General features: G+C 69.6%; 22 protein-coding genes and 1 riboswitch. Of the genes, 12 read left to right on the top strand and 10 right to left on the bottom strand.

What is annotated here, in order from left to right; translation table 11 throughout:
- Nucleotides 1-10 precede the first annotated feature (10 nt).
- A complete protein-coding gene (locus AC1DVI_RS26055) occupies nt 11-943 on the bottom strand; it encodes a replication protein RepA (protein ID WP_149467806.1) in 933 nt (310 codons plus the stop codon).
- Between the two features lie 744 nt (nt 944-1687).
- Between AC1DVI_RS26055 and AC1DVI_RS26050 the strand changes: the two genes are divergently transcribed.
- Nucleotides 1688-2266 (top strand): phosphatase PAP2 family protein, encoded by a 579-nt coding sequence (locus AC1DVI_RS26050; RefSeq protein WP_149165455.1) that lies wholly within the window; start codon nt 1688-1690, stop codon nt 2264-2266.
- A gap of 22 nt (nt 2267-2288) precedes the next feature.
- On the opposite strand, the gene AC1DVI_RS26045 is transcribed toward AC1DVI_RS26050, so the two are convergent.
- A complete protein-coding gene (locus tag AC1DVI_RS26045; protein ID WP_476960467.1) occupies nt 2289-5090 on the bottom strand; it encodes a [protein-PII] uridylyltransferase in 2802 nt (933 codons plus the stop codon).
- A gap of 238 nt (nt 5091-5328) precedes the next feature.
- Between AC1DVI_RS26045 and AC1DVI_RS26040 the strand changes: the two genes are divergently transcribed.
- Entirely contained in the window at nt 5329-5649 is a 321-nt protein-coding gene (locus tag AC1DVI_RS26040; protein ID WP_149165457.1) for a hypothetical protein, read from the top strand.
- A gap of 21 nt (nt 5650-5670) precedes the next feature.
- Here the strand turns inward: AC1DVI_RS26040 and AC1DVI_RS26035 are convergent, their stop codons facing one another.
- A complete protein-coding gene (locus AC1DVI_RS26035) occupies nt 5671-6207 on the bottom strand; it encodes a hypothetical protein (protein ID WP_476960441.1) in 537 nt (178 codons plus the stop codon).
- Nucleotides 6208-6419: 212 nt separating this feature from the next.
- On the opposite strand from AC1DVI_RS26035, the gene mutS reads away from it, so the two are divergent.
- Entirely contained in the window at nt 6420-9062 is a 2643-nt protein-coding gene (gene mutS, locus AC1DVI_RS26030) for a DNA mismatch repair protein MutS (RefSeq protein WP_476960466.1), read from the top strand.
- A gap of 110 nt (nt 9063-9172) precedes the next feature.
- Here mutS and AC1DVI_RS26025 read toward each other — a convergent pair whose 3' ends face one another.
- The gene (locus AC1DVI_RS26025; RefSeq protein WP_476960440.1) at nt 9173-10021 is read right to left on the bottom strand and encodes an STAS domain-containing protein; all 849 of its coding nucleotides are present in this window, start codon (nt 10019-10021) and stop codon (nt 9173-9175) included.
- Nucleotides 10022-10182: 161 nt separating this feature from the next.
- A riboswitch (SAM riboswitch) is annotated at nt 10183-10262 on the top strand.
- Nucleotides 10263-10338: 76 nt separating this feature from the next.
- Here AC1DVI_RS26025 and metZ point away from each other — a divergent pair.
- Nucleotides 10339-11547: an O-succinylhomoserine sulfhydrylase gene (gene metZ / locus AC1DVI_RS26020; RefSeq protein ID WP_145682707.1), complete on the top strand. Its 1209-nt coding sequence runs from the start codon at nt 10339-10341 to the stop codon at nt 11545-11547.
- 127 nt (nt 11548-11674) lie between these two features.
- On the top strand, nt 11675-12190 hold the full coding sequence (locus AC1DVI_RS26015; RefSeq protein ID WP_200526660.1) for a phasin family protein: 516 nt from the start codon (nt 11675-11677) through the stop codon (nt 12188-12190).
- A 117-nt stretch (nt 12191-12307) separates the two neighbouring features.
- Here AC1DVI_RS26015 and AC1DVI_RS26010 read toward each other — a convergent pair whose 3' ends face one another.
- On the bottom strand, nt 12308-13498 hold the full coding sequence (locus AC1DVI_RS26010) for a penicillin-binding protein activator (RefSeq protein WP_476960439.1): 1191 nt from the start codon (nt 13496-13498) through the stop codon (nt 12308-12310).
- Between AC1DVI_RS26010 and rsmI the strand changes: the two genes are divergently transcribed.
- From rsmI to gshB, 4 genes are read left to right on the top strand one after another with little or no spacing between them, the layout of a single operon-like run.
- Complete coding sequence (gene rsmI, locus AC1DVI_RS26005) at nt 13492-14433, top strand: 16S rRNA (cytidine(1402)-2'-O)-methyltransferase (protein ID WP_476960438.1); 942 nt, start codon at nt 13492-13494, stop codon at nt 14431-14433. The two genes, AC1DVI_RS26010 and rsmI, sit on opposite strands and share 7 nt — an antisense overlap.
- Nucleotides 14430-14798, top strand: a complete 369-nt coding sequence (locus AC1DVI_RS26000; protein ID WP_476960437.1) for a YraN family protein — start codon at nt 14430-14432, stop codon at nt 14796-14798. The genes rsmI and AC1DVI_RS26000 overlap by 4 nt, the downstream gene beginning before the upstream one ends.
- A gap of 33 nt (nt 14799-14831) precedes the next feature.
- Nucleotides 14832-15665 (top strand): SirB1 family protein, encoded by an 834-nt coding sequence (locus tag AC1DVI_RS25995; RefSeq protein WP_476960436.1) that lies wholly within the window; start codon nt 14832-14834, stop codon nt 15663-15665.
- A gap of 34 nt (nt 15666-15699) precedes the next feature.
- A complete protein-coding gene (gshB, locus tag AC1DVI_RS25990) occupies nt 15700-16656 on the top strand; it encodes a glutathione synthase (protein ID WP_476960435.1) in 957 nt (318 codons plus the stop codon).
- A 146-nt stretch (nt 16657-16802) separates the two neighbouring features.
- Here the strand turns inward: gshB and AC1DVI_RS25985 are convergent, their stop codons facing one another.
- From AC1DVI_RS25985 to rph, 5 genes are all read right to left on the bottom strand, one after another.
- Nucleotides 16803-17309, bottom strand: coding sequence for a dihydrofolate reductase (locus tag AC1DVI_RS25985; RefSeq protein ID WP_476960434.1), 507 nt, complete (start codon nt 17307-17309; stop codon nt 16803-16805).
- A gap of 32 nt (nt 17310-17341) precedes the next feature.
- On the bottom strand, nt 17342-19033 hold the full coding sequence (locus tag AC1DVI_RS25980; protein ID WP_476960433.1) for a methyl-accepting chemotaxis protein: 1692 nt from the start codon (nt 19031-19033) through the stop codon (nt 17342-17344).
- A 189-nt stretch (nt 19034-19222) separates the two neighbouring features.
- On the bottom strand, nt 19223-20389 hold the full coding sequence (gene hemW / locus AC1DVI_RS25975; protein ID WP_476960432.1) for a radical SAM family heme chaperone HemW: 1167 nt from the start codon (nt 20387-20389) through the stop codon (nt 19223-19225).
- On the bottom strand, nt 20377-20967 hold the full coding sequence (locus AC1DVI_RS25970) for a non-canonical purine NTP pyrophosphatase (RefSeq protein WP_476960465.1): 591 nt from the start codon (nt 20965-20967) through the stop codon (nt 20377-20379). Before AC1DVI_RS25970 ends, hemW begins: the two co-directional genes overlap by 13 nt.
- A gap of 14 nt (nt 20968-20981) precedes the next feature.
- Nucleotides 20982-21701 carry a ribonuclease PH gene (gene rph / locus AC1DVI_RS25965; RefSeq protein WP_149165472.1) on the bottom strand — a complete coding sequence of 240 codons (720 nt, stop codon included), beginning with the start codon at nt 21699-21701 and terminating at the stop codon, nt 20982-20984.
- Nucleotides 21702-21864: 163 nt separating this feature from the next.
- On the opposite strand from rph, the gene hrcA reads away from it, so the two are divergent.
- The 3 genes from hrcA to AC1DVI_RS25950 all read left to right on the top strand — a co-directional run bounded on the left by hrcA (nt 21865) and on the right by AC1DVI_RS25950 (nt 24225).
- A complete protein-coding gene (gene hrcA, locus AC1DVI_RS25960) occupies nt 21865-22905 on the top strand; it encodes a heat-inducible transcriptional repressor HrcA (protein ID WP_035670634.1) in 1041 nt (346 codons plus the stop codon).
- A gap of 64 nt (nt 22906-22969) precedes the next feature.
- Entirely contained in the window at nt 22970-23608 is a 639-nt protein-coding gene (gene grpE, locus AC1DVI_RS25955) for a nucleotide exchange factor GrpE (protein WP_476960431.1), read from the top strand.
- A gap of 251 nt (nt 23609-23859) precedes the next feature.
- Entirely contained in the window at nt 23860-24225 is a 366-nt protein-coding gene (locus AC1DVI_RS25950) for a response regulator (RefSeq protein ID WP_476960430.1), read from the top strand.
- Nucleotides 24226-24248: the final 23 nt, after the last annotated feature.

Below are 24248 nucleotides of genomic sequence, written 5' to 3'. Positions count from 1 at the left end.
AATCGCCGACTTACCCGCGCGCGGCGGGCAGGATCTTGCGCTCCGGAATCGGCGGCGGCGACGGGTAGAGCAGGACGCCGGTGTCGGAGAACTCCACCCGCGCCGCCTCGTAGACGGCCAACGCCAGATCCAACGCCACGCGGAACTCCGGCTTGAAGTGCTTCAGCTCCTTGTAGCCGCCGCCGAACTGCGTGAAGAGCGCCTTCCAGGTCACCGGGGTCGGGTCGCGCAGCACGTGCAGCCGGTAGGCCAGCCAGACATAGACGTCGATCGCCATCGAACAGCCGCCGATGTGGCGGATCGCCGGCTCCCAGATCGGGACGGGCGAGCGTTTCAGCGCGGCGAAGAAGGTTTCCGAGAGCTGCACCGTCTCGCGCCACAGCGTCCCCTGGCCGTCGTCGTCGCGCAGGCGGATGCCGCCGTTGACGATGTTCTCCTTGGCGAAGCCCTCCGCGCCGTCCTTGTCCCAGAAGAAGGTCAGGCGGCACAGGTTGATGCGGGTCGCCTGCTCCTGCACCGCCTTGTAGGTCGAGCCGCCGGCCGACACGCCCATGCGGTCGAGCCAGTCGTTCATCGAGCGGCCAAGCTCGATCTCGCGGCTGTTGTCCTGGATGGCGCGGGTCTGGAGATAGAGCAGGATCAGCCGCGCCTTGGCGCCATAGGGGACGCCGACCGGCATCAGGCTGCCGTCGCGCTTGCGCTCCTTGCCCGGTTCGACCAGCAGGGTAACGCGGCCCTGGTCGCGGCGCCATTCGGCGTCCGGCGCCAGTTTCCGGTGGGGCAGGCTGGTCAGGCAGAATCCGGAATAGGTGATGCCCAGCGCGTTGGACTCGTCCTCCAGCACCGCCGCCGCGACATCGACGACGCTGGCGCGCTTCGGGTCCACGAGGTTCCGCGCCTCGCGCCGGCCATGCGTCATGATGAGTTGGTGCACGTCGCCCATAGGTCCCCCCGTCCATTCTGCCTGCAGTCGACCATGCACCGCCGGGAGAGTCCATTTGGCGATCGCCGACGAGGCTAATTGAGACCTAATTGCTGGAGTCTATTTGCTAGGTCGGCGATTGCCTGGGGACGACTCGGGGGTGCGTCGGCGATTGCCAGAAGACTCGTCGGCGTTCGCCAAGGGACCGTGTGGGAATCATCGGTGACTCGGCCCAGACTTAAAGCGACTCGGGCATTGGTCGGCGATTGCCAAGGCGGGGTGGGGCGGGCGAGTCGCGACTCGGGATTTCATGGGGTGTGCCAAGGCGCCGCGGTGGGCCGGTTTGGCAATCGCCGACTCCACCCTCTCCCGTCCCGGGAGAGGGAAGGGGCCCACGCGCAGCGTGGGAAGGGTGAGGGTGTCGCCGAGGATCAGCCTTTGGCTTCTCGTGCGACCCTCACCCGGCTCTCAGCGGATGCCATGGGCATCCGCCTGTCGCCGTCAGCGCTGGCTTTCAGCCAGTGCGAGGGCACCTTTGGCGCCACCCTCTCCCGGGGCTCTCGGCGGCCAAAGGCCGCCTGACGCCGTCAGCGCCCGCATGCGGGCGCGAGAGGCGGGAGAGGGACGTTGAAACGGTCGGCGATTGCCAAGGTTGCCAAGGCGGCACCCCTGCCCTGCAGGCACCCTTGGGGCACGAAACGGCAGCGCGGCTGTTTTACGCCTGGCCTCCGCGGCGACGGGGGCGTGCTTTGGGAGATCCGCGACATGAGCGACGAGGGTTTCACGGGCCGCGTGCTGGACGGCGTGAACGGGCTGGACGGAACCGCCCACCGCAAGGCCGTCGCCCTGGGCGCGGAGGCGCCGGCCCTGCGCGACGGGCTCCAGGTGCCCAGCTCCCGCATGGTGCTGATGCCGGCCCTGGGGGCGCTATGGGCCGCCGGGCTGGGCATGGAGAAGCCGGGCTGGTCGCGCCTCGCCCGGCAGGGGCTCCTCGCCATCGCGCTGGGGACGGTGGCCGGCAAGGGGATCAAGCGCGTCGTCTGCCGCGTCCGCCCGAACGAGGGCCGCGACCCCAGCCGCTGGGGCAAGGCCGACGGCAAGCACGCCTCCTTCCCCTCCGGCCACGCCATCAATGTGTCGGCACTGACCACCGCGGTCGGGCTGAACCGCGGCTTGTCCCCGGCGACCATGGTCAGCCTGGGCTTCGCCGCGGCGGTGGGCTGGTCGAGCCTCGCCACCGAACGGCACTGGGCGTCCGACTACGCCGCCGGCATGGCGACCGGCGTGCTGGCCGGTCTGGCCGCCAAGGCGCTCGACGGCTGGGCGGAGGACCGGCTGTCCTGAAGCCGGAGTTCCCGGCCCGTCCTCACCCCGCCGGATCGGCGAGCGCGTGCAGCAGCCGCTCGCGGATCTGGGCCAGCTTGCTCTCGTGGGTGACCTTCAGGCCAAAGACGTCCTTCACATAGAAGACGTCGATGGCCTTCTCGCCATAGGTCGAGATCTTCGCCGAGGAGATCTGAAGCGTCAGGTTGGTCAGCGCGCGGGTCAGGTCGTAGAGCAGGCCGGGGCGGTCGCGCCCGTTGACCTCGATCACCGTGTGGGTGGTGGAGGCGTTGTTGTCGATCAGCACGCGCGGCGGCACGTGGAAGACGCGGGTGCGGCTGGCGTGCGGGGCCTTGCGCTTGGTCAGGTCGTGCAGCGGCTTCAACTGGCCGGACAGCACCTTCTCGATCATCACCGACAGCTTGGCGAGCTTGTCGCCGCTCTCGAAGGCGCCGCCGCCCGCCGCGTCCTGCACGGTGAAGACGTCCAGCGCCATGCCGTTGGTCATGGTGAAGATGCGGGCGTCCACGATGTCCGCCCCCGCCGCCGCCAGCGCCCCGGCGAGACGGGAGAACAGGCCGTGGTGGTCGGTGGCGAAGATCGTCACCTCGGTGATCGCGCGGCCGCGATCGATCCGCGTGTTGACGGTCAGCGGCCGTTCGTCGCGCAGCGCCTCGCGGACCAGCCGCGCCTGCCGGCCCAGCGTCTCCGCGTCGAAGGCCAGCCAGTAGGCGGGGTAGCCGAGCGCGATGTGCCGCTCGAAATCGCCGTCGTCGAAGTCGGACAGCTCGTCCCGCAGCGCCGCCTGGGCGGCCTGGATGCGGCGCCCGCGCCCTTCGACCGACAGGCCGCCGGACATCACCTCCTCCGAGCGGTTGTACAGCTCGCGCAGCAGCGTGGCCTTCCAGTTGTTCCAGCGCTGCGGCCCGACCGCCCGGATGTCCGCCACCGTCAGAACCAGCAGCAGGCGCAGCCGCTCCGGCGACTGGACGAGCGAGACGAAGTCGCGCACCGTCTTGTCGTCCTCCAGGTCGCGCTTGAAGGCGGTGTAGGACATGGCGAGGTGCCAGCGCACCAGCCAGGCCACCGTCTCCGTCTCCTCCGCCGTCAGGCCGAGCCGCGGGCACAGCTTCTCCGCCACCCGCGCGCCGAGGATGGAATGGTCGCCGCCGCGGCCCTTGGCGATGTCGTGCAGCAGCACGGCGACATAGAGCGCGCGCCGCGACACCACCTTGTGGATCACCTCCGACGACAGCGGCAGCTCTTCGGTCAGCTCGCCCATCTCGATCTTGTGCAGGATGCCCAGCGCGAACAGCGTGTGCTCGTCCACCGTGTAGACGTGGTACATGTCGTACTGCATCTGCGCGACCACCCGCCCGAAGTCGGGGATGAAGCGGGCCAGCACGCCGGCCTCGTTCATGCGGCGCAGCGTGATCTCCGGGTCCTTACGGCCGGTCAGGATCTCCAGGAACAGCCGGTTGGCCTCCAGGTCGGCGCGCAGCTTCGGCCCCACCACCGACAGCGAGCGCGTGATGGCGCGCAGCGCGTTGGGGTGGATGTCGATGTCGTTCTGCTGGGCGGTGTGGAACAGCCGGATCATGTCCAGCGGTTCGTCCTTGAACTGGCGGTCGCTGCGGACGTTCAGCCGCTCTCCATCCACCACGAAGCCGTCCACGTCCTTGCGGCGGGCCAGCGCGGCCAGCCGCAGGATGTTGAACTTGGGCGGGCGCTTCGATTCCGCCTCCAGCGCCGCGCAGAAGATGCGGGTCAGGTCGCCGACGTCCTTGGCGACCAGGAAGTAATGCTTCATGAAGCGCTCCACGCCCTTGGTCCCGGCGTGGTCGGTGTAGCCCATGCGGTTGCCGATCGACGTCTGCACGTCGAAGGTCATCCGGTCCTCCATGCGACCGGTCAGGTAGTGCAGGTGGCAGCGCGCGGTCCACAGGAAGTTCTGCGCCTTGGCGAAGCGCTGCGCCTCCTCCGGCAGCAGCACCTTCTTGCCGACCAGATCGTCGACGTCCTCGACCCGGTACAGGTACTTGGCGATCCAGAACAGGGTCTGGAGATCGCGCAGGCCCCCCTTGCCGTCCTTCAGGTTGGGTTCCAGCACATAGCGGCTGTCGCCCAGCTTCAGGTGGCGGTTGTCGCGCTCGGCCAGCTTGGCCTCGACGAACTCCGGCCCGGAGCCGGCCACCACCTCGCGGTCGAAGCGGCGGCGCAGCTCGGTGAACAGCTTGCGCGGACCCCAGAGGTAGCGGGACTCCAGGATGGCCGTGCGGATGGTCACGTCGGCCTTGGATTGGCGGATGCAGTCGTCGACGCTGCGCACCGCGTGGCCGACCTTCAGCCCGAGATCCCACAGGATGTAGAGCATGTACTCCACGACCTGCTCCACCCGCGGGGTGCGCTTGTAGGGCAGCAGGAACAGCAGGTCGATGTCGGAGAAGGGGGCCAGTTCGCCCCGGCCGTAGCCGCCGGTGGCGACGATGTCGAACACCTCGCCGGAGGTCGGGTTGGGGGTCGGGAAGATGTGGGTGACCGTGAGGTCGGCCAGCGAGCGCACCACCCCGTCGGCGAGGTAGCAGTTCTGCCGCACGCAGTCCTCGCCCGATCCCTTGGCCTCGAAGCGGGCGCGCACCTCCGCCCGTCCGTCGTTCAGCGCGCCGCGCAGCCGGGCGATCAGGGCGGGGCGCAGCTTGTCGCCGGTCCCATGCTCCACCACCAGCTTCTCCAGGTCCTCCGCCAGCTTGCGCCGGGACAAGATGGCGCGCTTGTTGGGGATGTTGGCGGTGCCGGCGTCCTTGGCGTCGGACGCGTCGGCTGAGGCGGCGCGGGTGGAGAGCATCGACAAAACGTGAGCCTTCCCAGGAATGCGAGGGGTGCGACAAACCGTGCGGCATCCCGACTATAACGGGAAAGAGGATAATTCGCACGCGGCACACCAAAAGAGGCTGCCGTCTGTTTCCTGCATGATCCCGTTGGGAGCGCCGCAATGACGGCAATGCTGTGATGGCCGTCACTGACGCGCTCCATTCCAAAGAGGTAAGGAGTCGTCTGTGAGACACGCGCGAGGGAGGCCATTGATGATCCCGAACCCCGGAACGGCACGGCGGGAGCTGGCGAACCTCGGGAACGCCCTGACCCTGGCGGAGCGCGGCCTGCCGCGTCACACCCCGGCCGAGCTGATGGCCTGGCTGGTGCACGCCCTGGCGCTGTGCCCCGGCTCCATCGGCGACGCGCTTCTGTTCGAGATCTGCGGCACCGCCACCGACGCCAGGGCTTCCGACGCCGACAAGATCGCCCAGATCCGCAAGGGCTGGGCCGCGGTGGTGCGGGCGCAGTTCCGCCTGCGCGGCCTGACCGTGGTGGGCGGCGGCGGCGAGAGGCGCGCCCGCGCCGCCTGACGCACGTCGTTTCTTCCCGTCTTACTCCTCACGCACCGACAGGTGGATGTTGGCGCCGCCGTTGCGCTCCAGGATCTCGGCGGCCTCCACCTCGTCCTCCACCTCGGCGGTGCGCACCCACAGGATGACGCCACCGGCCTCCAACGCGCGGCCGAACTCGTCGGTGTCGGGGTGGCTGGTCAGTTCGTCCAGGTAGTCCTTGATGGCGACGCCGCCCAGGCCGGCGGCGACGATGGCCGCCAGCGGCGCGGCGATCGGGCCGCCGACGATGGCGAGAAGCCCGGCGGTGGTCAGGGGGAAGGCGTATTTCAGCTCACCCACCAGACCGGTCAGGGCCTCGTCCGACGGGGCCTGCGGGCGCTGGTCGGCGGCCTCCAGCGAGGTGTGGCTGGCCAGCACCGACAGGTCGTCGCGGTCGAATCCGGCGTCCAGAAGGGCGGACACGGCCTTGTCGAAGGCCTCGCGGGTCTTGAACAGGGCGACGACCTCGCGCACCTCCCGGACGGTGTCCTGGCCGTTCGTGGTCCGGCCATCTGTGTTCTCGGGCGCTTGCGTCACGGCGGTCTCCTTCAGCTTCGGCTTGCTCGTTCTACGGGCATCGAACAGTCTAACGAAGCGGTCATCGCGGCACCAGCGCGGGCGTGCTAGGGTGCCGGCCCGACCTTGCCCGTCACAACGCAACCGGTTGAAGACCCGTGTCCGACGCGCCCGCCGCCATTTCGCCCGCCGCCACCATTCCTCCCGCCATCATTCCTCCCGATGCCACCCCGATGATGGCGCAGTATCTGGAGATCAAGCAGGCCCATCCCGACTGCCTGCTGTTCTACCGGATGGGCGATTTCTACGAGATGTTCTTCGAGGACGCGGTGAACGCCGCCCGGACGCTGGACATCGCGCTGACCAAGCGCGGCCAGCATCTGGGCGAGGACATCCCGATGTGCGGCGTCCCGGTCCACAGCCATGAATCCTACCTCCAGCGCCTGATCCGCCAGGGCTTCCGCGTCGCCATTTGCGAGCAGATGGAGGACCCGGCGGAGGCCAAGAAGCGCGGTTCCAAGTCGGTGGTGAAGCGCGGCGTCATCCGCATCGTCACCCCCGGCACGCTGACCGAGGACAGCCTGCTCGACTCCCGCGCCTCCAACTGGCTGGCCGCGGTGGCGGAAGCCGCGGGCGGGCTCGGGCTGGCCTGGCTGGAGCTGTCCACCGGCGAGCTGGTCGTGCAGCCGGTGGAGCGCGCCGGGCTGGGCGCCGCGCTCGGACGCCTCGACCCGCAGGAGGTGTTGGTCTCCGAGAAGCTGTGCCAGAGCCCCGACCTGTACGAGCTGTGGGGCGAATGGAAATCGCGCCTGACCGTGCAGCCGACCCCGCGCTTCGACAGCGAGAACGGGCGGCAGCGGCTGCTCACCCTCTACGGCGTCGGCACGCTCGACGCCTACGGTCAGTTCTCGCGCGCCGAGGTGGCGGCGGCCGGCGCGCTGGTCGCCTATGTGGAGCTGACGCAGAAGGGCCGCGTGCCCCGCCTGTCGCCGCCGCGCCGGCTCGGCCCCGGCGCCGTCATGGAGATCGACGCGGCGACCCGCCGCAACCTGGAGCTGACCCGCACCCTGACCGGCGACCGGCGCGGCAGCCTGCTCGCCACCATCGACCGCACGGTGACCGGGGCGGGGGCGCGTCTGCTCGCCGCCCAGCTCTCGGCGCCGCTGACTAACCCCGCGGCCATCGCCAAGCGGCTGGACATGGTCGAATTCGCTCTGAACGAGGAGCGGCTGCGCGGCGACCTGCGCGAGGCGCTGCGCCGCTGCCCGGATCTGGAGCGCGCCCTGTCCCGCCTGACGCTGGGGCGCGGCGGCCCGCGCGACCTGGCATCGGTGCGCGACGGTCTGGCCCAGGCCTCGGCCATCCGCCTGCTGCTCAACAGCCATCCCGGCGGCCCGCTGCCCGACGGGCTGGGCGCCGTGGCCAAGGGGCTGGGCGAGCACAGCGAGTTGGTCAATCAGCTGACGCAGGCGCTGGCGCCGGAACTGCCGCTGCTCGCCCGCGACGGCGGCTTCATCGCGCGCGACTATTCCTACGCGCTCGACGAGCTGGTGACCCTGCGCGACGAGAGCCGGCGGCTGATCGCCGGGCTTCAGGTCAAGTACGCCGGCATCGCCGGGGTGCCGGCGCTGAAGATCAAGCACAACAACGTGCTGGGCTATCACATCGAGGTGACGGCGACCCACGCGGACAAGCTGATGTCCGAGAAGGGGCGCGAGGTCTTCATGCACCGCCAGACCATGGCGAACGCCGTGCGTTTCGGCACGGTCGAGCTGTCGGACCTGGAGCGCCGCATCTCCGAGGCCGCCGACAAGGCGCTGGCCGTGGAGCTGGAGCTGTTCAACGACCTCGTCGAGGAGGTGACCAGCCGCGCCGAGGCCATCGCCCAGGCCGCCCACGCGCTGGCCGCTCTGGACGTCGCCGCCGCGCTGGCCGAGCTGGCGGCGGAGCGGCGTTACCGCCGGCCGGTGGTGGACGGCAGCCTCGCCTTCTCGATCAAGGGCGGGCGCCACCCGGTGGTGGAGGCGGTGCTGGACGCCGGCCACGCCGGCCCCTTCGTCGCCAACGACTGCGACCTTGCCCCGGACAACCGGCTGTGGCTGCTGACCGGTCCGAACATGGCCGGTAAGTCCACCTTCCTGCGCCAGAACGCGCTGATCGCCGTGCTCGCCCAGATGGGCAGCTTCGTGCCGGCGGAGAGCGCGCACATCGGGGTGGTGGACCGGCTCTACAGCCGCGTGGGTGCGGCCGACGATCTGGCGCGCGGCCGCTCCACCTTCATGGTGGAGATGGTGGAGACGGCGGCCATCCTGAACCAGTCCGGCGACCGCGCGCTGGTCATCCTGGACGAGATCGGGCGCGGCACCGCAACCTTCGACGGCCTGTCCATCGCCTGGGCCTGCGTGGAGCATCTGCACGACGTCAACCGCTGCCGCGCGCTGTTCGCCACCCACTACCACGAGCTGACCATGCTGGCCGGCAAGCTGCCGGGCCTGTCCTGCCACACCATGCGCATTAAGGAATGGCAGGGCGACGTGGTCTTCCTGCACGAGGTGACGGCGGGGGCGGCGGACCGCAGCTACGGCATCCATGTGGCGAAGCTGGCCGGCCTGCCCGGCGCCGTCGTGGGCCGCGCCGAGGAGGTGCTGACCATTCTGGAGTCGGGCGACCAGAACGCGGCCATCCACCGTCTGGCCGAGGATCTGCCGCTGTTCAGCGCCGCCCTGAAGCGCCCGCCGCCGACCCCCGCAGCGTCACCCGCCGCCCCGCCGGAGCCGTCGCGGGTGGAGGAGGCGCTGAAGTCCATCGACCCGGACAGCCTGACGCCGCGTCAGGCGCTCGACGAGTTGTATCGTCTGAGAGGGTTGCTGTCTTAAGAGGGAGTATTTGAGAAGAGACACACGCCATAGTATGAAAATCCGCCGCCGCAGCGTTCCTTCCCATGGGCAAGGGGCGTTGTCATCCAAGCGGCGGGAAGGGGGTGTGTTTATTGACCCCTGGTAGGGTGCTGGTGATCTGCACGGTCATCCAGACGGTCGTCGCGATCCTCGCGCTGCTCGTCGCCGTGCTGTAAGCCAGACGACGGAGGGGCGGCGCTGCAACGCCGCCCCTCTTTTCGTGTGCACGCCGTTCCGGCCATTGGCCTTTCCAAGCGCGCGGTACCGGAGGTGTCGTCTATTGACCACTGGTACGGGAAATATAGCGCTGAACCACAGCCGCCGCAATCCCATCCCGGGGTCATTCCATGGGCGCTACGCCCGTTCCACGACGTCCTCGTCCATCGGGGCGCCGCGGTCGCGGATGGGGGTGACGTGGCGTTGGGCAGCGGGGCGTTGCGCGTGGCGCAGCTTCTCCTCCACCGCCTCGTTCCGCCCCGACCGAGCGAGTCCGGCGGTACGGTCGCGGGCGGCAGGACCGGTTTGGCGTGAAGCGCGCGGACGGCGACGGCCATCGGGTCCTCGCCCGGCGCGCAGGGGTGGGTGGCGGCCAGCAGGGCCTCGGGCACGCTGGCTGCGAGATAGTCGGCCACGGTCTCGTGCACCGGGATGATCATGGTGATGCGGGTCAGGTCCACCACCTTGCGCACCTGCCCGGACGCGCAGAGCAGGGACAGCGCCTTGCCCGCCGACAGGGCCTCGCCGTTCATCACCAGCAGCAGGCCGATGCCGGCGCTGTCGATGAACTCCAGTCCGGTCAGGTCGAGGAGATGACGGCGCTCCGTCCCGCCCTTTACGTCGGCGATCGCCTGCCGCACCGGGCCGGCGTCCTGGCTGGTGAAGCGCCCGGTGAGCACCAGACGGGCGAAGTGCCGCTCCTGCTCCTTGCGATACTGCACGACCCCTACCCCCTCCCGACGTCTTGCGGCCATGATCCGGTGCCGGGCCTTCGCGGGGCAAGCGGGCGGCGGCATCGGGTCCTGCGCGATGTTGACGCAGGGCAGCCCCTTTTTGTCACGGCTTCCTTGCCCCTTGACGGCGCGCCGCGGCGGTCCTAAAAGCGAGGGCACGTGGTGATTTGGTCGACCGGCTTGCGGGCCACGTAAAACAACCCGCTAAAAAGGTCCGAGCCGCGTCCGCGCCTCGACCCGATCGGTCGGGGCGTTTTTTGTTGTGCCGGTCTGCCCCGCCGGCGGACAGAGGAGACAAAGCGGCCATGGCGCGCACCGATCATCGCAATCCGAACGTCGCGGGGCTTCGCCCGCGTTCCCGTCTGGTCCATGGCGGCGTCCGCCGCTCGTCCTTCGACGAGACCTGCGAGGCGCTCTACCAGACCTCCGGCTTCGTCTACGGCTCGGCGGAGGAGGCGGAGAGCGCCTTCGTCAACGACGGCTCCCGCCACGTCTATTCGCGCTTCCGCAACCCGACCACGGCGATGTTCGAGGACCGGCTGTGCGAGTACGAGGGGGCGGCCTGGGCCTACGCCACGACCAGCGGCATGGCCGCGGTGCACGGCGCCCTGTGGTCGAACCTGCGCACCGGCGACCGCATCGTGGCGCCGCGCTCGCTGTTCATCTCCTGCTACTGGGTGATCAAGGAGCTGTCGGCCCGCTTCGGGGTCGAGGCGGTCTTCGTCGACGGCACCGATCTGTCCCAATGGGAAGAGGCACTGGCCAAGCCGACCAAGGTCGTCTTCCTGGAGACGCCCAGCAATCCGGGGCTGGAGGTCGTCGACCTGCGCGCCGTCAGCGCTCTCGCCCACAAGGCTGGGGCCAAGGTGGTGGTCGACAACGCCTTCGCCACGCCGGTGCTGCAGCGCCCGTTCGAGATGGGGGCGGACGTCGTCATCTATTCGGCGACCAAGCACATCGACGGCCAGGGCCGCTGTCTGGGCGGCATCATCCTGACCAACGACAAGCAATACGGGTCGGACGTGATCCACCCCTATCTGCGCCACACCGGCCCGACCATCTCGCCCTTCAACGCCTGGCTGCTGCTGAAGGGGCTGGAGACGCTGGAGTTGCGCGTGTCGGCGCAGAGCGCGGCGGCCCTGACCGTGGCGGAGTTCCTGGAAGGCCACGCGAAGGTGGAGCGGGTGCTCTATCCGGGTCTGGCCAGCCACCCGCAGCACGACCTTTGCCGCAGCCAGATGACCGGCGGCGGCACCATGCTGTCGATCTTCCTGAAGGGCGGCAAGGAGGAGGCCTTCCGCGCCCTGAACGACCTGCGGATGGTGATGATCTCCAACAACCTGGGCGACTCCAAGAGCCTGATCACCCACCCCGACACCACCACCCATTCCAAGCTGACGGTCGAGGAGAAGGCGGCGGCGAACATCCGTCCGAACCTGCTCCGCCTGTCCGTCGGGCTGGAGGACGCCCAGGACATCGTCGAAGATCTCGACCGCGCGCTCGCTTCCCTGTAAAGACTGGACCCGGAACCAAATGCTGCAGTGCAGCGTTGGCGTCCGGGTCACAGTTTTCCGGTCTGGGCGGTTTTTTGGCCCGGCCGTTTTTTTCAGCCCAGTCCGGGCTTTTGGTGAGGTGGAGCGAATGTCGAGACGCAAGGCCGGCAACGGCGAACCGACGCAACGCTTTCTGACGGTGGCGGGCGATCTGACCCGAACCGGCGTCAAGACCGGCGAGATGGGGGTGGCGGCGGCCCAGACGATCGGCTACCGAACCGCCATGATGGCGGCGGCCATGAACAACCCCATCGACCTCGCCAACCCGGAGTTCGTCCGCATGGGCTCCGAGAAGGTGGAGGCGATGGTGGAGGCCACCCACGCCGTCGCCAAGGGCATCGGCGAGATGCAGCAGGCCTGGATGACCCTCATGCAGGGCCAGCTTCAGGTCGCCATGGTGATGGTGAGCGGCCTCGGCCAGTGCCGCAGCCCCGCCGATCTGGTGGAGTTGCAGCACCGCACCGTCACCGAGTCGGTGGAGGCCGGCATCCACGCCGCGCTTTATATGGTCGAGTCGGTCACGGCCCTGACTCAGGCCGGCATGACCCCCGCCTACCGCACGGTCCGCGCCAACGCCCGCCGTCTGGCGAAGCAGCACGGATAAGGTTGCGGTTCACCACGAAGACACGAAGACACAAAGGCAATCACGAAGACCTTTGTGATTCCTTTGTGCCCTTCGTGTCTTCGTGGTTGAAAACCTCTTCACATCAGCACTGTACGATCACTGCCCCAGCACTTCGAAGCTGGACGGGGCGGGGTCGAGCACGCGGGGGCCGCCGGGGGTGACCTCCAGAACGGCCAGTCCGCGCTCCACGACGCCGTCCGCGCGCAAGCGGAAGATGCCGTCCATGCCTTCGAAGCCGTTGGGGTTGTTCAGCGCCGCGCGGTCGAAGCGGCCCGACGGGTCGGGCATCTTGGCCAGCACCGCGGCGATGGCCGTGGCGTCGTAGGACAGGGTGGCGATCCGCGGCGGCTTGCGCCCGTAGGTCCTCTCGAAGCGCGCCTCGAAGTCGGCGCGGCTCTGCGGGGCCGGGGCGGCGAACCAGGCGCCGGCCAAAGCGGGTTCCTGGCCCAGGCCGGGCTCGTCCCACAGGCCGGTGCCGAGCAGCTTCACCTGCTGGGTGTTCAGCCCGTTGGCCGACAGCGCCGCCGCCAGACCCTGGGCGCGCGGCCCGCCTTCGGCCAGCATGACCGCCTGCGGCTGCACGCCGGCCTGGGTCACCTGCCGCGCCGGCTGGGCGAGGTCGGTCACCGCCGGGTCGTAGCGCTCGACCTGCGCCACCTGCCCGCCGAACTGGCGCGAGGCGGCCTGCACGGCGTTGACCACGGCGTCGCCATAGGCGGTGCGCGGGGCCAGAGCGACGTAGCGCGTCGCACCGCGCGAGCGGGCGAAGCCGACCACGCGGGTCACCTGATCGGCGGGCACGAAGCCCAGCACATAGGTGCCGTTGCCGGCCTGGGTCCAATCGTTGGTGAAGGCCAGAACGTCCACGCCCGCGGACTGGGCGACCGGCTTCACCGCCGCCACGTCGGCGGCGAACAGCGGGCCGAGGATCAGGCTCGCCCCCTCGGCGATGGCCTGCCGCGCCGCGTCGGCCGCGCCGGTGGGCGTGCCCTTGGTGTCGCGGGGCAGCAGCTCGAACCGGTCGCCGGCCAGATCGAACAGCGCCATCTGCGCCGACTCCAGCATGGCCTGCCCGATGGCGGCGCTGGACCCGGACAGCGGCAGCAGGATCGCCACCTTCAAGGTCTGCGGGGCGGCCGGAACGGCGGCGACCGGCGCTTGCGGCGCTTGAGTCGGCGGCGCCGGGGCCTTTACAGTCGAGCAGGCCGAAAGCGTGCCAACGACCAACAGGGCGGCGGCAGCCTGCTGCCCCCAAGCGCGCGAGAAAGGTGTCGTCAAGCGTGCCACCAACGATCTCCACATCCGGTCCGGCGCCCGAACCCGTTTCCGGGCCCGGCGTCTCTGGTGACGCTGAAGGTAGCGAGCCGAGGGCCGCAAGTAAACTCGGCGCCGGCCTTTATGTGGTCGCCACCCCCATCGGCAACGCCGCCGACATCACGCTGCGCGCGCTCGACACGCTGCGCCGCGCCGATGCCATCGCCTGCGAGGACACGCGGGTGACGGCGAAGCTGATGGGCATCCATGGCATCCACACGCCCTTCGTCTCCTATCATGAACACAACGCGGCAAAGATGCGTCCGGTCCTCATCGGCCGCATGAAAGCGGGCGAGTCCATCGCGCTGGTCACCGACGCCGGCACGCCGCTGGTCTCCGACCCCGGCTACAAGCTGGTTCGCGAGTGCGTGGCGGAGGGGGTGGCGGTCACCACGCTGCCCGGCGCCTCCGCCCCGCTGGTGGCGCTGGTGCTCTCCGGCCTGCCGACCGACCGCTTCCTGTTCGCCGGCTTTCTGCCCAACAAGAGCAGCGCCCGGCGCGCCGCCGCCGGGGAGCTGAAGAACGTTCCCGCCACGCTGGTCTTCTTCGAGTCGCCGCAGCGCCTGCCCGAGTCGCTGGCCGATCTCGCCGACATCCTGGGCGCGCGGGAGGCCGCTGTGGCGCGGGAGCTGACCAAGCTCTACGAGGAGGTGCGGCGCGGCACCCTGCCGGAGCTGGCCACCCACTACGCCGAGGCCGGCCCGCCGAAGGGCGAGGTCGTGCTGGTGATCGGTCCGCCCGGCGAGGAGGCCACCCCGACCGAGGCCGACGTGGACGCCCTGCTGCGCGAGGCGCTGACCCGCCTGTCGGTCCGCGACGCCGCCGCCGACGTGGCCGCCCGCACCGGCCAGACCAAGCGCGCCGTCTACGCCCGCGCGTTGGAGCTGGCGCGGGAGGGGAAACCATGAGCGCGCCGGACGCCCTGCGCCGCCGGGCGGAGACCTACGGCCGCTACGCCGAGCGGCTCTGCCGGCTGGCGTTGCGGCTGAAGGGTTACCGCATCCTGGAAAGCCGCCTGCGCACACCCATGGGAGAGATCGACATCGTGGCCCGGCGGGGCGACACTCTGGCCATCGTCGAGGTCAAGGCCCGCGGCGACTGGGACACCGCGAACGAGGCGGTCAACGCCCGCCAGCGGGGCCGCCTCGCCCGCGCCGCCCACGCCTATCTGGGGGCCAACCCGCAGTATGCCGGCTATGTCTTGCGCTTCGACGTCATGCTCGTTACCCCTTGGTCCTGGCCGCGCCACGTGCCGGACGCGTGGCGGGCCTGACGCGAAGGCTGAAGAAGAGGAAGGACGCCGCTCGTGACCAGCCGCGCCGAGGCCCGTGACATCCTGCGCCGCGTGGGGCAGCAGCCGGACGAGCAGATCGATCTGGCCGAAGCCGCCCTGGCGCTGGGCGCGCTGGAGGTTCCGGGCGCCGCGCTGGCCGACTACCGCCGTCACCTCGCCGACATCGCCCATGATCTGGCGGAGCGCGTCTCGCCCACCCTCGACGGGCTGGAGGCCCGCGTCTCCTGGCTGCACGAGGTCATCGTGGAGCGCCACGGCTACGCCGGCGACCAGGACACCTACGACGACCTGCAGAACGCCAACCTGCTCCGCGTCATCGACCGCCGCCGCGGCCTGCCGGTGGCGCTGGGCATCCTGTACCTGCACGCCGCCCGCTCGCAGGGCTGGACGATGCTGGGGCTGAACTTCCCCGGCCATTTCCTGGTGCGGCTGGAGGCCGACGGCGCCCGCGCCATCCTCGACCCCTTCAACGAGGGGCAGGTGCGCACCGCCGTCGACCTGCGCGACCTGCTGAAGGCCACCGCCGGCAGCGCCGCGGAGCTGGAGCCCGGCCATTACCAGACGGTGTCCAACCGCGAGATCCTGCTGCGGCTCCAGAACAACATCAAGCTGCGCCACCTCTCCGCCCGCGACGTGCCGCGCGCGCTGGAGGTGCTGGAGGCGATGCGGCTGTTCGCCCCGGCCGAGGCGTCGCTGTGGCGGGAAACCGGCCTTCTGGAGGCCCACAACGGCAACCTCGCCGCGGCCATCGCCGCGCTGGAAAGCTTCCTGGAGCTGACCGCCAGCGAACGGCACCGCCATCAGGTCGCCGCGCTGATCCAGCAGCTCAAGAACCAACTGAACTGACCCTTACTCAAAGCCCGTTTCGGAGACCCGCAGGATGAGCCTCGCCGTCGCCTTCCAGATGGACCCCATCGAGTCCATCAACATCGACACCGACTCGAGCTTCATGATGGCGCTTGAGGCGCAGAAGCGCGGGCACACGCTCTACCACTACCACCCGCGCGACCTCAGCCTGACCGGCAACGTCCTGACCGCCCGCGTTCGCGAGATGACCGTGGTCCGCCAGAAGGGCGCCCACTACACGCTGGGCGAGCCGCGAATCGTCGACCTGTCGACCATGGACGTGGTGCTGATGCGCCAGGACCCGCCCTTCGACATGGCCTACATCACCGCCACCCACATGCTGGAGCACATCCAGCCCAAGGTGCTGGTGCTGAACGACCCGGCGGAGGTGCGCAACGCGCCGGAGAAGCTGTTCGTCACCCATTTCCCCGACCTGATGCCGCCGACGCTGATCACCAGCGACAAGCAGGCCGTCCTGGACTTCCGGGCGCAGCACAAGGACATCATCGTCAAGCCGCTGTTCGGCAACGGCGGGGCCGGCGTCTTCCACCTGAAGCCGGACGACGAGAATCTGGGCTCGCTGCTGGAACTCTTCACCCAGCTCTATCGCGAGCCGGTGATCGTGCAGAAGTACCTGCCGGAGATCCGCCAGGGCGACAAGCGCATCATCCTGATCGACGGCGAGCCCGCCGGCGCCGTCAGCCGCATGCCCCAGGAGGGCGAGGCCCGCGCCAACTTCCACGCCGGCGGCAGCGCCAAGAAGACGGAGCTGACCCCGCGCGAGCAGGAGATCTGCAAGGCCATCGGCCCGGTGCTGCGGGAGAAGGGTCTGGTCTTCGTCGGGATCGACGTGATCGGCGACTACATGACCGAGATCAACGTGACCTCGCCCACCGGCATCCAGGAGATCAACCGGCTCGACGGGTCGGCGCTGGAAGCCACCCTGTGGGACGCCATCGAGCGGCGGCACCGGGAGAGCAAGGGAGCCTGAAAAGTCCCTCTCCCGCCCCGGGAGAGGGAAGGGGCCCGCGCGAAGCGTGGGAAGGGTGAGGGTGCCGGCAACGGGCCGGCATTCAATCTTTGGATGCCCCCTCACCCGGCGCTTCGCGCCACCCTCTCCCGGGGCGGGAGAGGGGATCACACCCTGGCGGCGACGGCGCTCCTGACGAGGTCCACGTACCGGTAATCCAGCCCGTTCTCGGTCAGCAGCGGGCCGCGTTCCGTCTCCACCCACTCCGGTCCCAGCGGCGGCATCACCGTGTCGCCCTCCACATCCCGCTCGACGCGGGTCAGGTGGACGATGTCGGCGAGCGGCAGGGTTTCGCGGAACAGTTCGGCGCCGCCGATCACGGCGACCTCCGGGACGCCGCGGCCGCGGCACCAGTCCAGCGCCGCGTCGAGGCCGCCGAACCAGCGCGCGCCGTCCCGCTCGCCCGGCGGGACACTGCGGCTGACCACGAGATTGTCGCGGCCGGGCAGGGGCTTGCGGGGCAGTGACTCCCAGGTGCGCCGGCCCATCAGGACCGGCTTGCCCATCGTCAGCTCCCGGAAGCGCTTCAGGTCGCCGGGCAGGGACCAGGGCAGAGTGCCGTTGCGGCCGATCACGCCGTTGCGCGCCGCGGCAACCACCAGACTGATGCGCATCCCAACCCCTTTCCCGGACCGTTCACCCCACCTTACGCCGCGCGAAGCTGCTGAAGGAAGCTTCCGACCTCCCGGTGCAGCGTGTCGAGCTGGTGGCCGAGCTGGCGCGACATCTCCAGCACGTCGCGGGCGGTGGCGCCGCTCTGGGTCGCCGCACCGGTGACGCCGGTGATGTTGGCCGACACCTCCTGCGTGCCGCCCGCCGCCTCCTGGACGTTGCGGCTGATCTCGCGGGTGGCCGCCCCCTGCTCTTCGACCGCGGAGGCGATGGAGGTGGCGATCTCGTTCACCCGCAGGATGACCTGGGTCACGCCCTGGATTTCGCCGACCGCGTCGCCGGTCACGGACTGGATGTTGGCGACCTGGGCGGCGATCTCCTCCGTGGCCTTGGCGGTCTGGTTGGCCAGCGCCTTGACCTCGCTCGCCACCACGGCGAAGCCCTTGCCGGCCTCGCCGGCGCGGGCCGCCTCGATGGTGGCGTTGAGCGCCAGCAGGTTGGTCTGGCTGGCGATGTCGTTGATGAGCTGGACGACCGCGCCGATCTTCTGCACCGCCTCGGCCAGCCCGCCAACCTTGTCGTTGGCCCGCCCGCTGAGGGTCACCGCCTCGCCGGCGATGCGCGACGACTCGGCGACCTGCCGGCTGATCTCCTGGATCGAGCCGGCCAGCTCCTCCGACGCGGCGGCCACGGTCTGCACGTTGGCGGAGGTTTGCTCGGTCGCCGCGGCGACCGAGGTCGCCAACTCGTCGGTCTGGGCGGCGGCGCGGCTCATCTCGGCCGCGCGCTCCTCCATCGTCGCCGCCGCATCGGACACGGTGCGGACGACGGCGCCGATGCTCTGCTCGAAACTGGCGGCCAGCGCCAGCATGGCGCGGTGCTTGTCCTCCTCGGCGCGCTGGGCCGACGCGGCTTGCTCGGCCTCCAGCCGCTGCTTGTCGCGGGCGTTGTTCTGGAAGACCAGAACGGCCTTGGCCATGGCGCCGATCTCGTCGCCGCGCTCCGCCTCGGGGAAGCGGGTGTTCAGGTCGCCGTCGGCCAGCGACCGCATCTTGGCGCCCAGCCCGCGCAGCACCCGGCTGATGTCGGTGCCGACCCAGGCGATCAGGCCGACGGCCGGCACCGCCAGCGCCAGGATGACGAAGGCCAGCGTCCGCAGCTGGTCCAGGAAGGCGGCCCGGATGTCGTCGATGAAGATGCCGGTGCCGATGAAGATGTTCCACGGTTCGAAGCCGCGGACATAACCCAGCTTCACCGCCAGATCGCTGCCGCCGACCGTGCGCGGCCAGTCGTATTCCAGCAGGCCGTCGCCGGTGGCGCGGACCATGCGGATGAACTCCACGATCATGTGGACGCCGTTGGCCGACTTCAGCGGCTTGACGTCGGCGCCGATCAGCTTGGCATTGACGTGGGCGAAGCCGTAGCCGTCCATGGTGTGGGCGAAGAGATACTCCTTGCCGCCGGCGTAGCGGATGCCGGCCACCGCGGCCTTGAAGCGGGCCTGAGCCTCGTCGCGGGTGATCTTGCCGGCGGCGGCGTCCGCCTCCAGCGTGGTGGCCAGGGCAACCCCGGTTTCCACGATGCTGTGCAGCGTCTCCAGCCGGTCGGCGTGCATACGGTTGTAGTTGAGGTAAAGGCCGGCGCCGGCGATGGCGAAGGATGCAACCGAAGCCGCGACGACGAGCGTCCACAGCTTGGCCCGAATGGAAAGCCTCGTGAGGATCATGGGATGTCTGCCTGAAACTGTCTGCCCTGTCCCGCGTCCCGGCAAGCGGCGGTTTGTTTGCCCTTGTCTTCGCCGGGACCTCAAGGATGGTCGACAGTCACAGGAAATCTATAAAGGCGCGTATAAGATTCCGTGGCGCGCCGGGCACTGGGCGCCTTTGTCACACCACGTTTCCGGGTATTCCTGCGGTCAGGCGAGAAGAGCCCCCAGCACGGCGTTCAACCGCTGCCGCCCCTCATGCGTGGCGCGCAACGTGTCCTTGCCAACCTCCAGGAAACCGCCGGCCACCAGACGCTCCAGCGCGGCGGGATCGACCAGCCCGTCGAGGTCGCGGCCGGTCTCCTCGACCAGCCGGGCGCGGGCCACCCCCTCGCGCAGGCGCAGCCCCATCATCAGCAGCTCCGACCCGCGGGACTCGCGGGCGACGGGTTCGGGCGCGGCGGCGCCATGGCCGTCGCGCTCGACCCGCTCCAGCCAGATTTCCGGGGCGCGGTGGGCGCGGGTGGCGAGTTTCTCGCCGTCCAGCGTCAGCCGGCCGTGGGCGCCGGGACCGACGCCGACGTAATCGCCGTAACGCCAGTAGGTCAGGTTGTGGCGGCTCTCCTCGCCGGGGCGGGCGTGGTTGGAAATCTCGTAAGCGGGCAGCCCGGCGCGGTCGAGCAGGCTCTGCGTCGCCTCGTAGAGGTCGCCGGCCAGATCCTCGTCGGGCAGCACCAGATCGCCCCGCGCGTGCAGGGGGAAGAAGGCCGTGCCCTCCTCGATGGTCAGCTGGTAGACCGACAGATGGCCGACCGCGTGGTCGAGCGCTTGGGTCAGCTCCGCTTCCCACGCCGCGACGGATTGGCCGGGGCGGGCGTAGATCAGGTCGAAGCTGAAGCGGGGGAAGGTCCGGGCGGCCAGCGCGATGGCGCCGGTCGCCTCGGCCGCGCTGTGCTGGCGGCCGAGGAACTTCAGCGCGGTGTCGTCCAGCGCCTGGATGCCCATCGACAGGCGGTTGACCCCGGCGGCGCGGAAGGCGCGGAACTTGCCGGCCTCGACCGAGGTCGGGTTGGCCTCCAGCGACACTTCCAGGTCGTCGCCGACCGTCCAGCGGGCGGCGATGCGCTCCAGCACGGCGCCGACCGTCGCCGGCTCCATCAGCGACGGCGTGCCGCCCCCGAAGAAGACCGAGGTGACCCGGCGGCCGGGCGTTGCGTCCGCGTAATGATCCAGCTCCCGCACCAGCGCGGCGCGCCAGCGGTCATGCTCGACCCGGTCGCGGACGTGGCTGTTGAAGTCGCAGTACGGGCACTTCGCCTTGCAGAAGGGCCAGTGGATGTAGATCCCGAAGCCAGGATCAGGAATCACTTGAAGCATCGCTCCACAAGCTGGCGGAAGGCGTCGGCCCGGTGGCTCATCTCGTGCTTCCTGGCCGGGTCCATCTCGCCGAAAGTGATGTCGTGGCCGTCCGGCCTGAACATCGGATCGTAACCGAAACCATGCGCGCCGCGCGGCGGCCAGACCAGCGTGCCGGGGCAGCGGCCTTCCACCGTCTCGACATGGCCGTCCGGCCAGGCGAGCGACAGGGCGCAGACGAACCAGGCGCGGCGGTCGGCCTGGCCCTTCAGCCCGTCCTCGACCTTGCCCATGGCCATCTGGAAGTCCTTTTCCGGACCGGCCCAGCGGGCGGAGTAGATGCCGGGGTCGCCGTTCAGCGCCGGCACCACCATCCCGCTGTCGTCGGCCAGCGCGACATGCCCGGCCTTGGCGGCGGCCAGGGCCTTCAGTTCGGCGTTCGCGACGAAGCTGGTCCCCGTCTCCTCCGGCTCGGGCAGGCCAAGCTCGCCCGCGGACACGAAGGAGGCGGCGTAGGGGCCGAGCAGAGCCGCGATCTCGCAGGGGAGGGCCGATTTCCCCTCCCCTGCGAAGCGGGGGAGGGTTAGGGAGGGGGCAATGCGCAACCGCGCCTTTACTTCACCGCGATCGCCGCCTTCTGCAAGGCCACCAGCTCGTTGATGCCCTTGCGGGCGAGCGCCAGCAGTTCCATGAACTGCGGCTCGCTGAAGGGACGTTCCTCGGCGGTGCCCTGGACCTCGACGATGCCGCCATTGCCGGTCAGCACGAAGTTGGCGTCGGCCTGGGCGGTCGAATCCTCGGCGTAGTCGAGGTCGAGAACGCTGGTGTTCTTGTAGATGCCGCAGGAGACGGCGGCGACATGGTCGGTCAGCGGCATGGTCTTCAGGGCGCCGATCTGCATCAGATGCTGGAAGGCGAGATGCAGGGCGACGAAGCTGCCGGTGATGGCGGCGGTGCGGGTGCCACCGTCGGCCTGGATGACGTCGCAGTCGATCTTGATCTGCTTCTCGCCCATGGCGGCGCGGTCGGTGACGGCGCGCAGCGCGCGGCCGATCAGGCGCTGGATCTCCTGGGTGCGCCCCGACTGCTTGCCCTTGGCGGCCTCGCGGTCGGTGCGGCTGTGGGTGGAGCGCGGCAGCATGCCATATTCGGCGGTGACCCAGCCGAGGCCGGTGTTCTTCAGGAAGCGGGGAACGCCCTCGTCCACGCTGGCGGTGCACAGGACGTGCGTGTCGCCGAAACGCACCAGGCAGGACCCCTCGGCGTGCTTGCTGAAATGGGGCTCAAGGGAAATGGTGCGCAACTGGTCGTGGGCGCGGCCGGAGGGACGCATCGGGCATGATCCGCAAATCTGTTGAAATCGGCGGCAAGCTAGCGCCCGCTGCCCCCGCCGTCCAGCGCGCAACCGGGGCGCACGTTGATTCGGCGCGGACACCTGCCTAAATTCGGGACGCCGCCTTCGCGCTTCAACAGCATCGTCCGGTTCCCGCCCCGCCATGATCACCGAGCTGAACCAACGGTCCCGCGAGATCTTCCGGCTGATCGTCGACGCCTATGTGGCGACCGGCGAGCCGGTGGGCTCGCGCACGATCTCGCGGAGGCTCGGCATGGCCCTGTCGCCCGCGACCATCCGCAACGTCATGGCCGACCTGGAGGAGCAGGGGCTGCTCTACGCCCCCCACACCTCCGCCGGCCGCATCCCCACCGAGGCCGGGCTGCGCCTATTCGTCAACGGCCTGCTGGAGATCGGCAGCCTGAGCGAGGACGAGCGCGGTTCCATCGAGGCCAAATGCGCCTCCTCCGGGCGGTCGCTGCAGGACGTGCTGGGCGAGGCCTCCACCCTGCTGTCCGGCCTGTCGCACTGCGCCGGGCTGGTGGTGGCGCCGAAGACCGACCGGCCGCTGAAGCACATCGAGTTCGTCTCGCTGGCCCCCGGCCGGGCGCTGGTCGTGCTGGTCAACGAGGACGGGCTGGTCGAGAACCGCGTCATCGAGGTGCCGGTGGGCGTGCCCGCCGCGACGCTGCAGATGGTCTCCAACTTCCTCAGCGCGAAGCTGGTCGGCCGCACGCTGGACGAGGCGCGGCAGGCCGTGCTGCGCGAGATCGAGGACCAGAAGACCGAGCTGGACGAATTGTCGCAGCGCGTGGTCTCCGCCGGTCTCGCCACCTGGGCGGGCAGCGGCGGGCAGAACAGCGGCCAGCTCATCGTGCGCGGCCAGGCGAAGCTGCTGGAGGACGTCACCGCCCTGTCGGACCTGGAGCGCGTGCGCGCCCTGTTCGAGGCGCTGGAGACCAAGGAGACCATGCTGCGCCTGCTCGACGCCACCGGGAAGGGTGACGGGGTGCAGATCTTCATCGGCGCGGAGAATGTGCTGTTCGGCCATTCCGGCTGTTCGCTGATCATCTCGCCGTTCCAGAACAGCCGCGAGCAGGTGATCGGCGCCATCGGCGTGATCGGCCCGACCCGCATCAATTATGCCCGGATCATCCCGCTTGTGGATTATACAGCCAAGGTCATCAGCCGCCTTGTCGGGTGACGCCCTTGGCAATGCTTCACCCATTTCCCACCAGACGACGACCCAAGACGACAACGAGAGAGCCATGAGCGAAGAGCAGAACAAGCCCGCCGAAGCCGAGGTGGAGCAGACCGAAGCCGTCCAGGACAAGGCCGCCCAAGACAAGGCCGCCCAAGACAAGGCCGCCCAAGACAAGGCCATGGACGCCGGTGCCGGGGATCGCGTGGCCCAGCTTGAGGCCGATGTCGCCAGCCTGAAGGATCAGCTCCTGCGCCAGATGGCCGAGGTGGAGAACACCCGCCGCCGCGCCCAGCGCGACCGCGAGGACGCCAGCAAGTTCGCCGTGTCCAGCTTCGCCAAGGAGCTGGTGACCGTGGCCGACAACCTGCGCCGCGCGCTGGAGGCCGTTCCCGCCGAGGGCCGAGAGAACGACGAGGTGCTGAAGAGCCTCTCCGTCGGCGTGGAGGCGACGGAGCGCCAGCTCATCTCCGCCTTCGAGCGCGCGGGCATCAAGAAGATCGACCCGACCGGCGAGCTGTTCGACCCGAACTTCCATCAGGTGATGTTCGAGATCGAGAACACCGGCAAGCCTGCCGGCACCGTCGTGCAGGTGCTCCAGCCCGGCTACACCATCCATGGCCGCCTGCTGCGCGAGGCCATGGTGGGCGTCGCCAAGGCCGGTCCTCACGAAATGGGCGGCCAGCACGTCGATACGAAAGCCTGATCGTCCTCGGACGGATGCTGACGATCCGTTCCGCAGGTCAGGCGGCACGTCTTGCGGCGCGGGGGCTTCGGCTTGCCGCGCCGCTGCTTTTCGCACGGGTGCCGTCCTTCCGCTGATCCTAAGATACCGAAGAACTTGCGCCGGGCGGATCAATCCCCTATTCGCATCTGGCCCCTATTCGCATCTGGGATTATCGCGGCGCACAATGAACCGCCTGTTCCAGGCCGCCGCTCATTCAGGGAACCGGACCCGTGGCCAAGACCATCCTGACCGTCGACGACTCCAAGACCATCCGCGACATGGTCGCCTTCACGCTGCGCAACGCCGGCTACGGCGTCACCGAGGCAGCGGACGGCAGCGCCGGTCTGACGGAGGTCAACCGGCAGAAGTTCGACTGCATCATCACCGACCTGAACATGCCGGGCATGGACGGTCTGGCCTTGACCCGGGCCATCCGCGGCAGCGCGCTCAACCGCGCGACCCCCGTCCTGCTGCTGACCACCGAGGCCGATCCCGCCAAGAAGACCGCCGGCCGCGAGGCCGGGGCCACCGGCTGGCTGGTCAAGCCCTTCAACCCGGACAAGCTGGTCGAGACCGTGAAGAAGGTCTGCCCGTAACCGGGAAGGCGTCGAGACGGCGG

It is taken from the genome of Azospirillum sp. P4_B5 (assembly GCF_056402275.1).
This window is presented reverse-complemented; position numbering and strand designations above follow the sequence as displayed.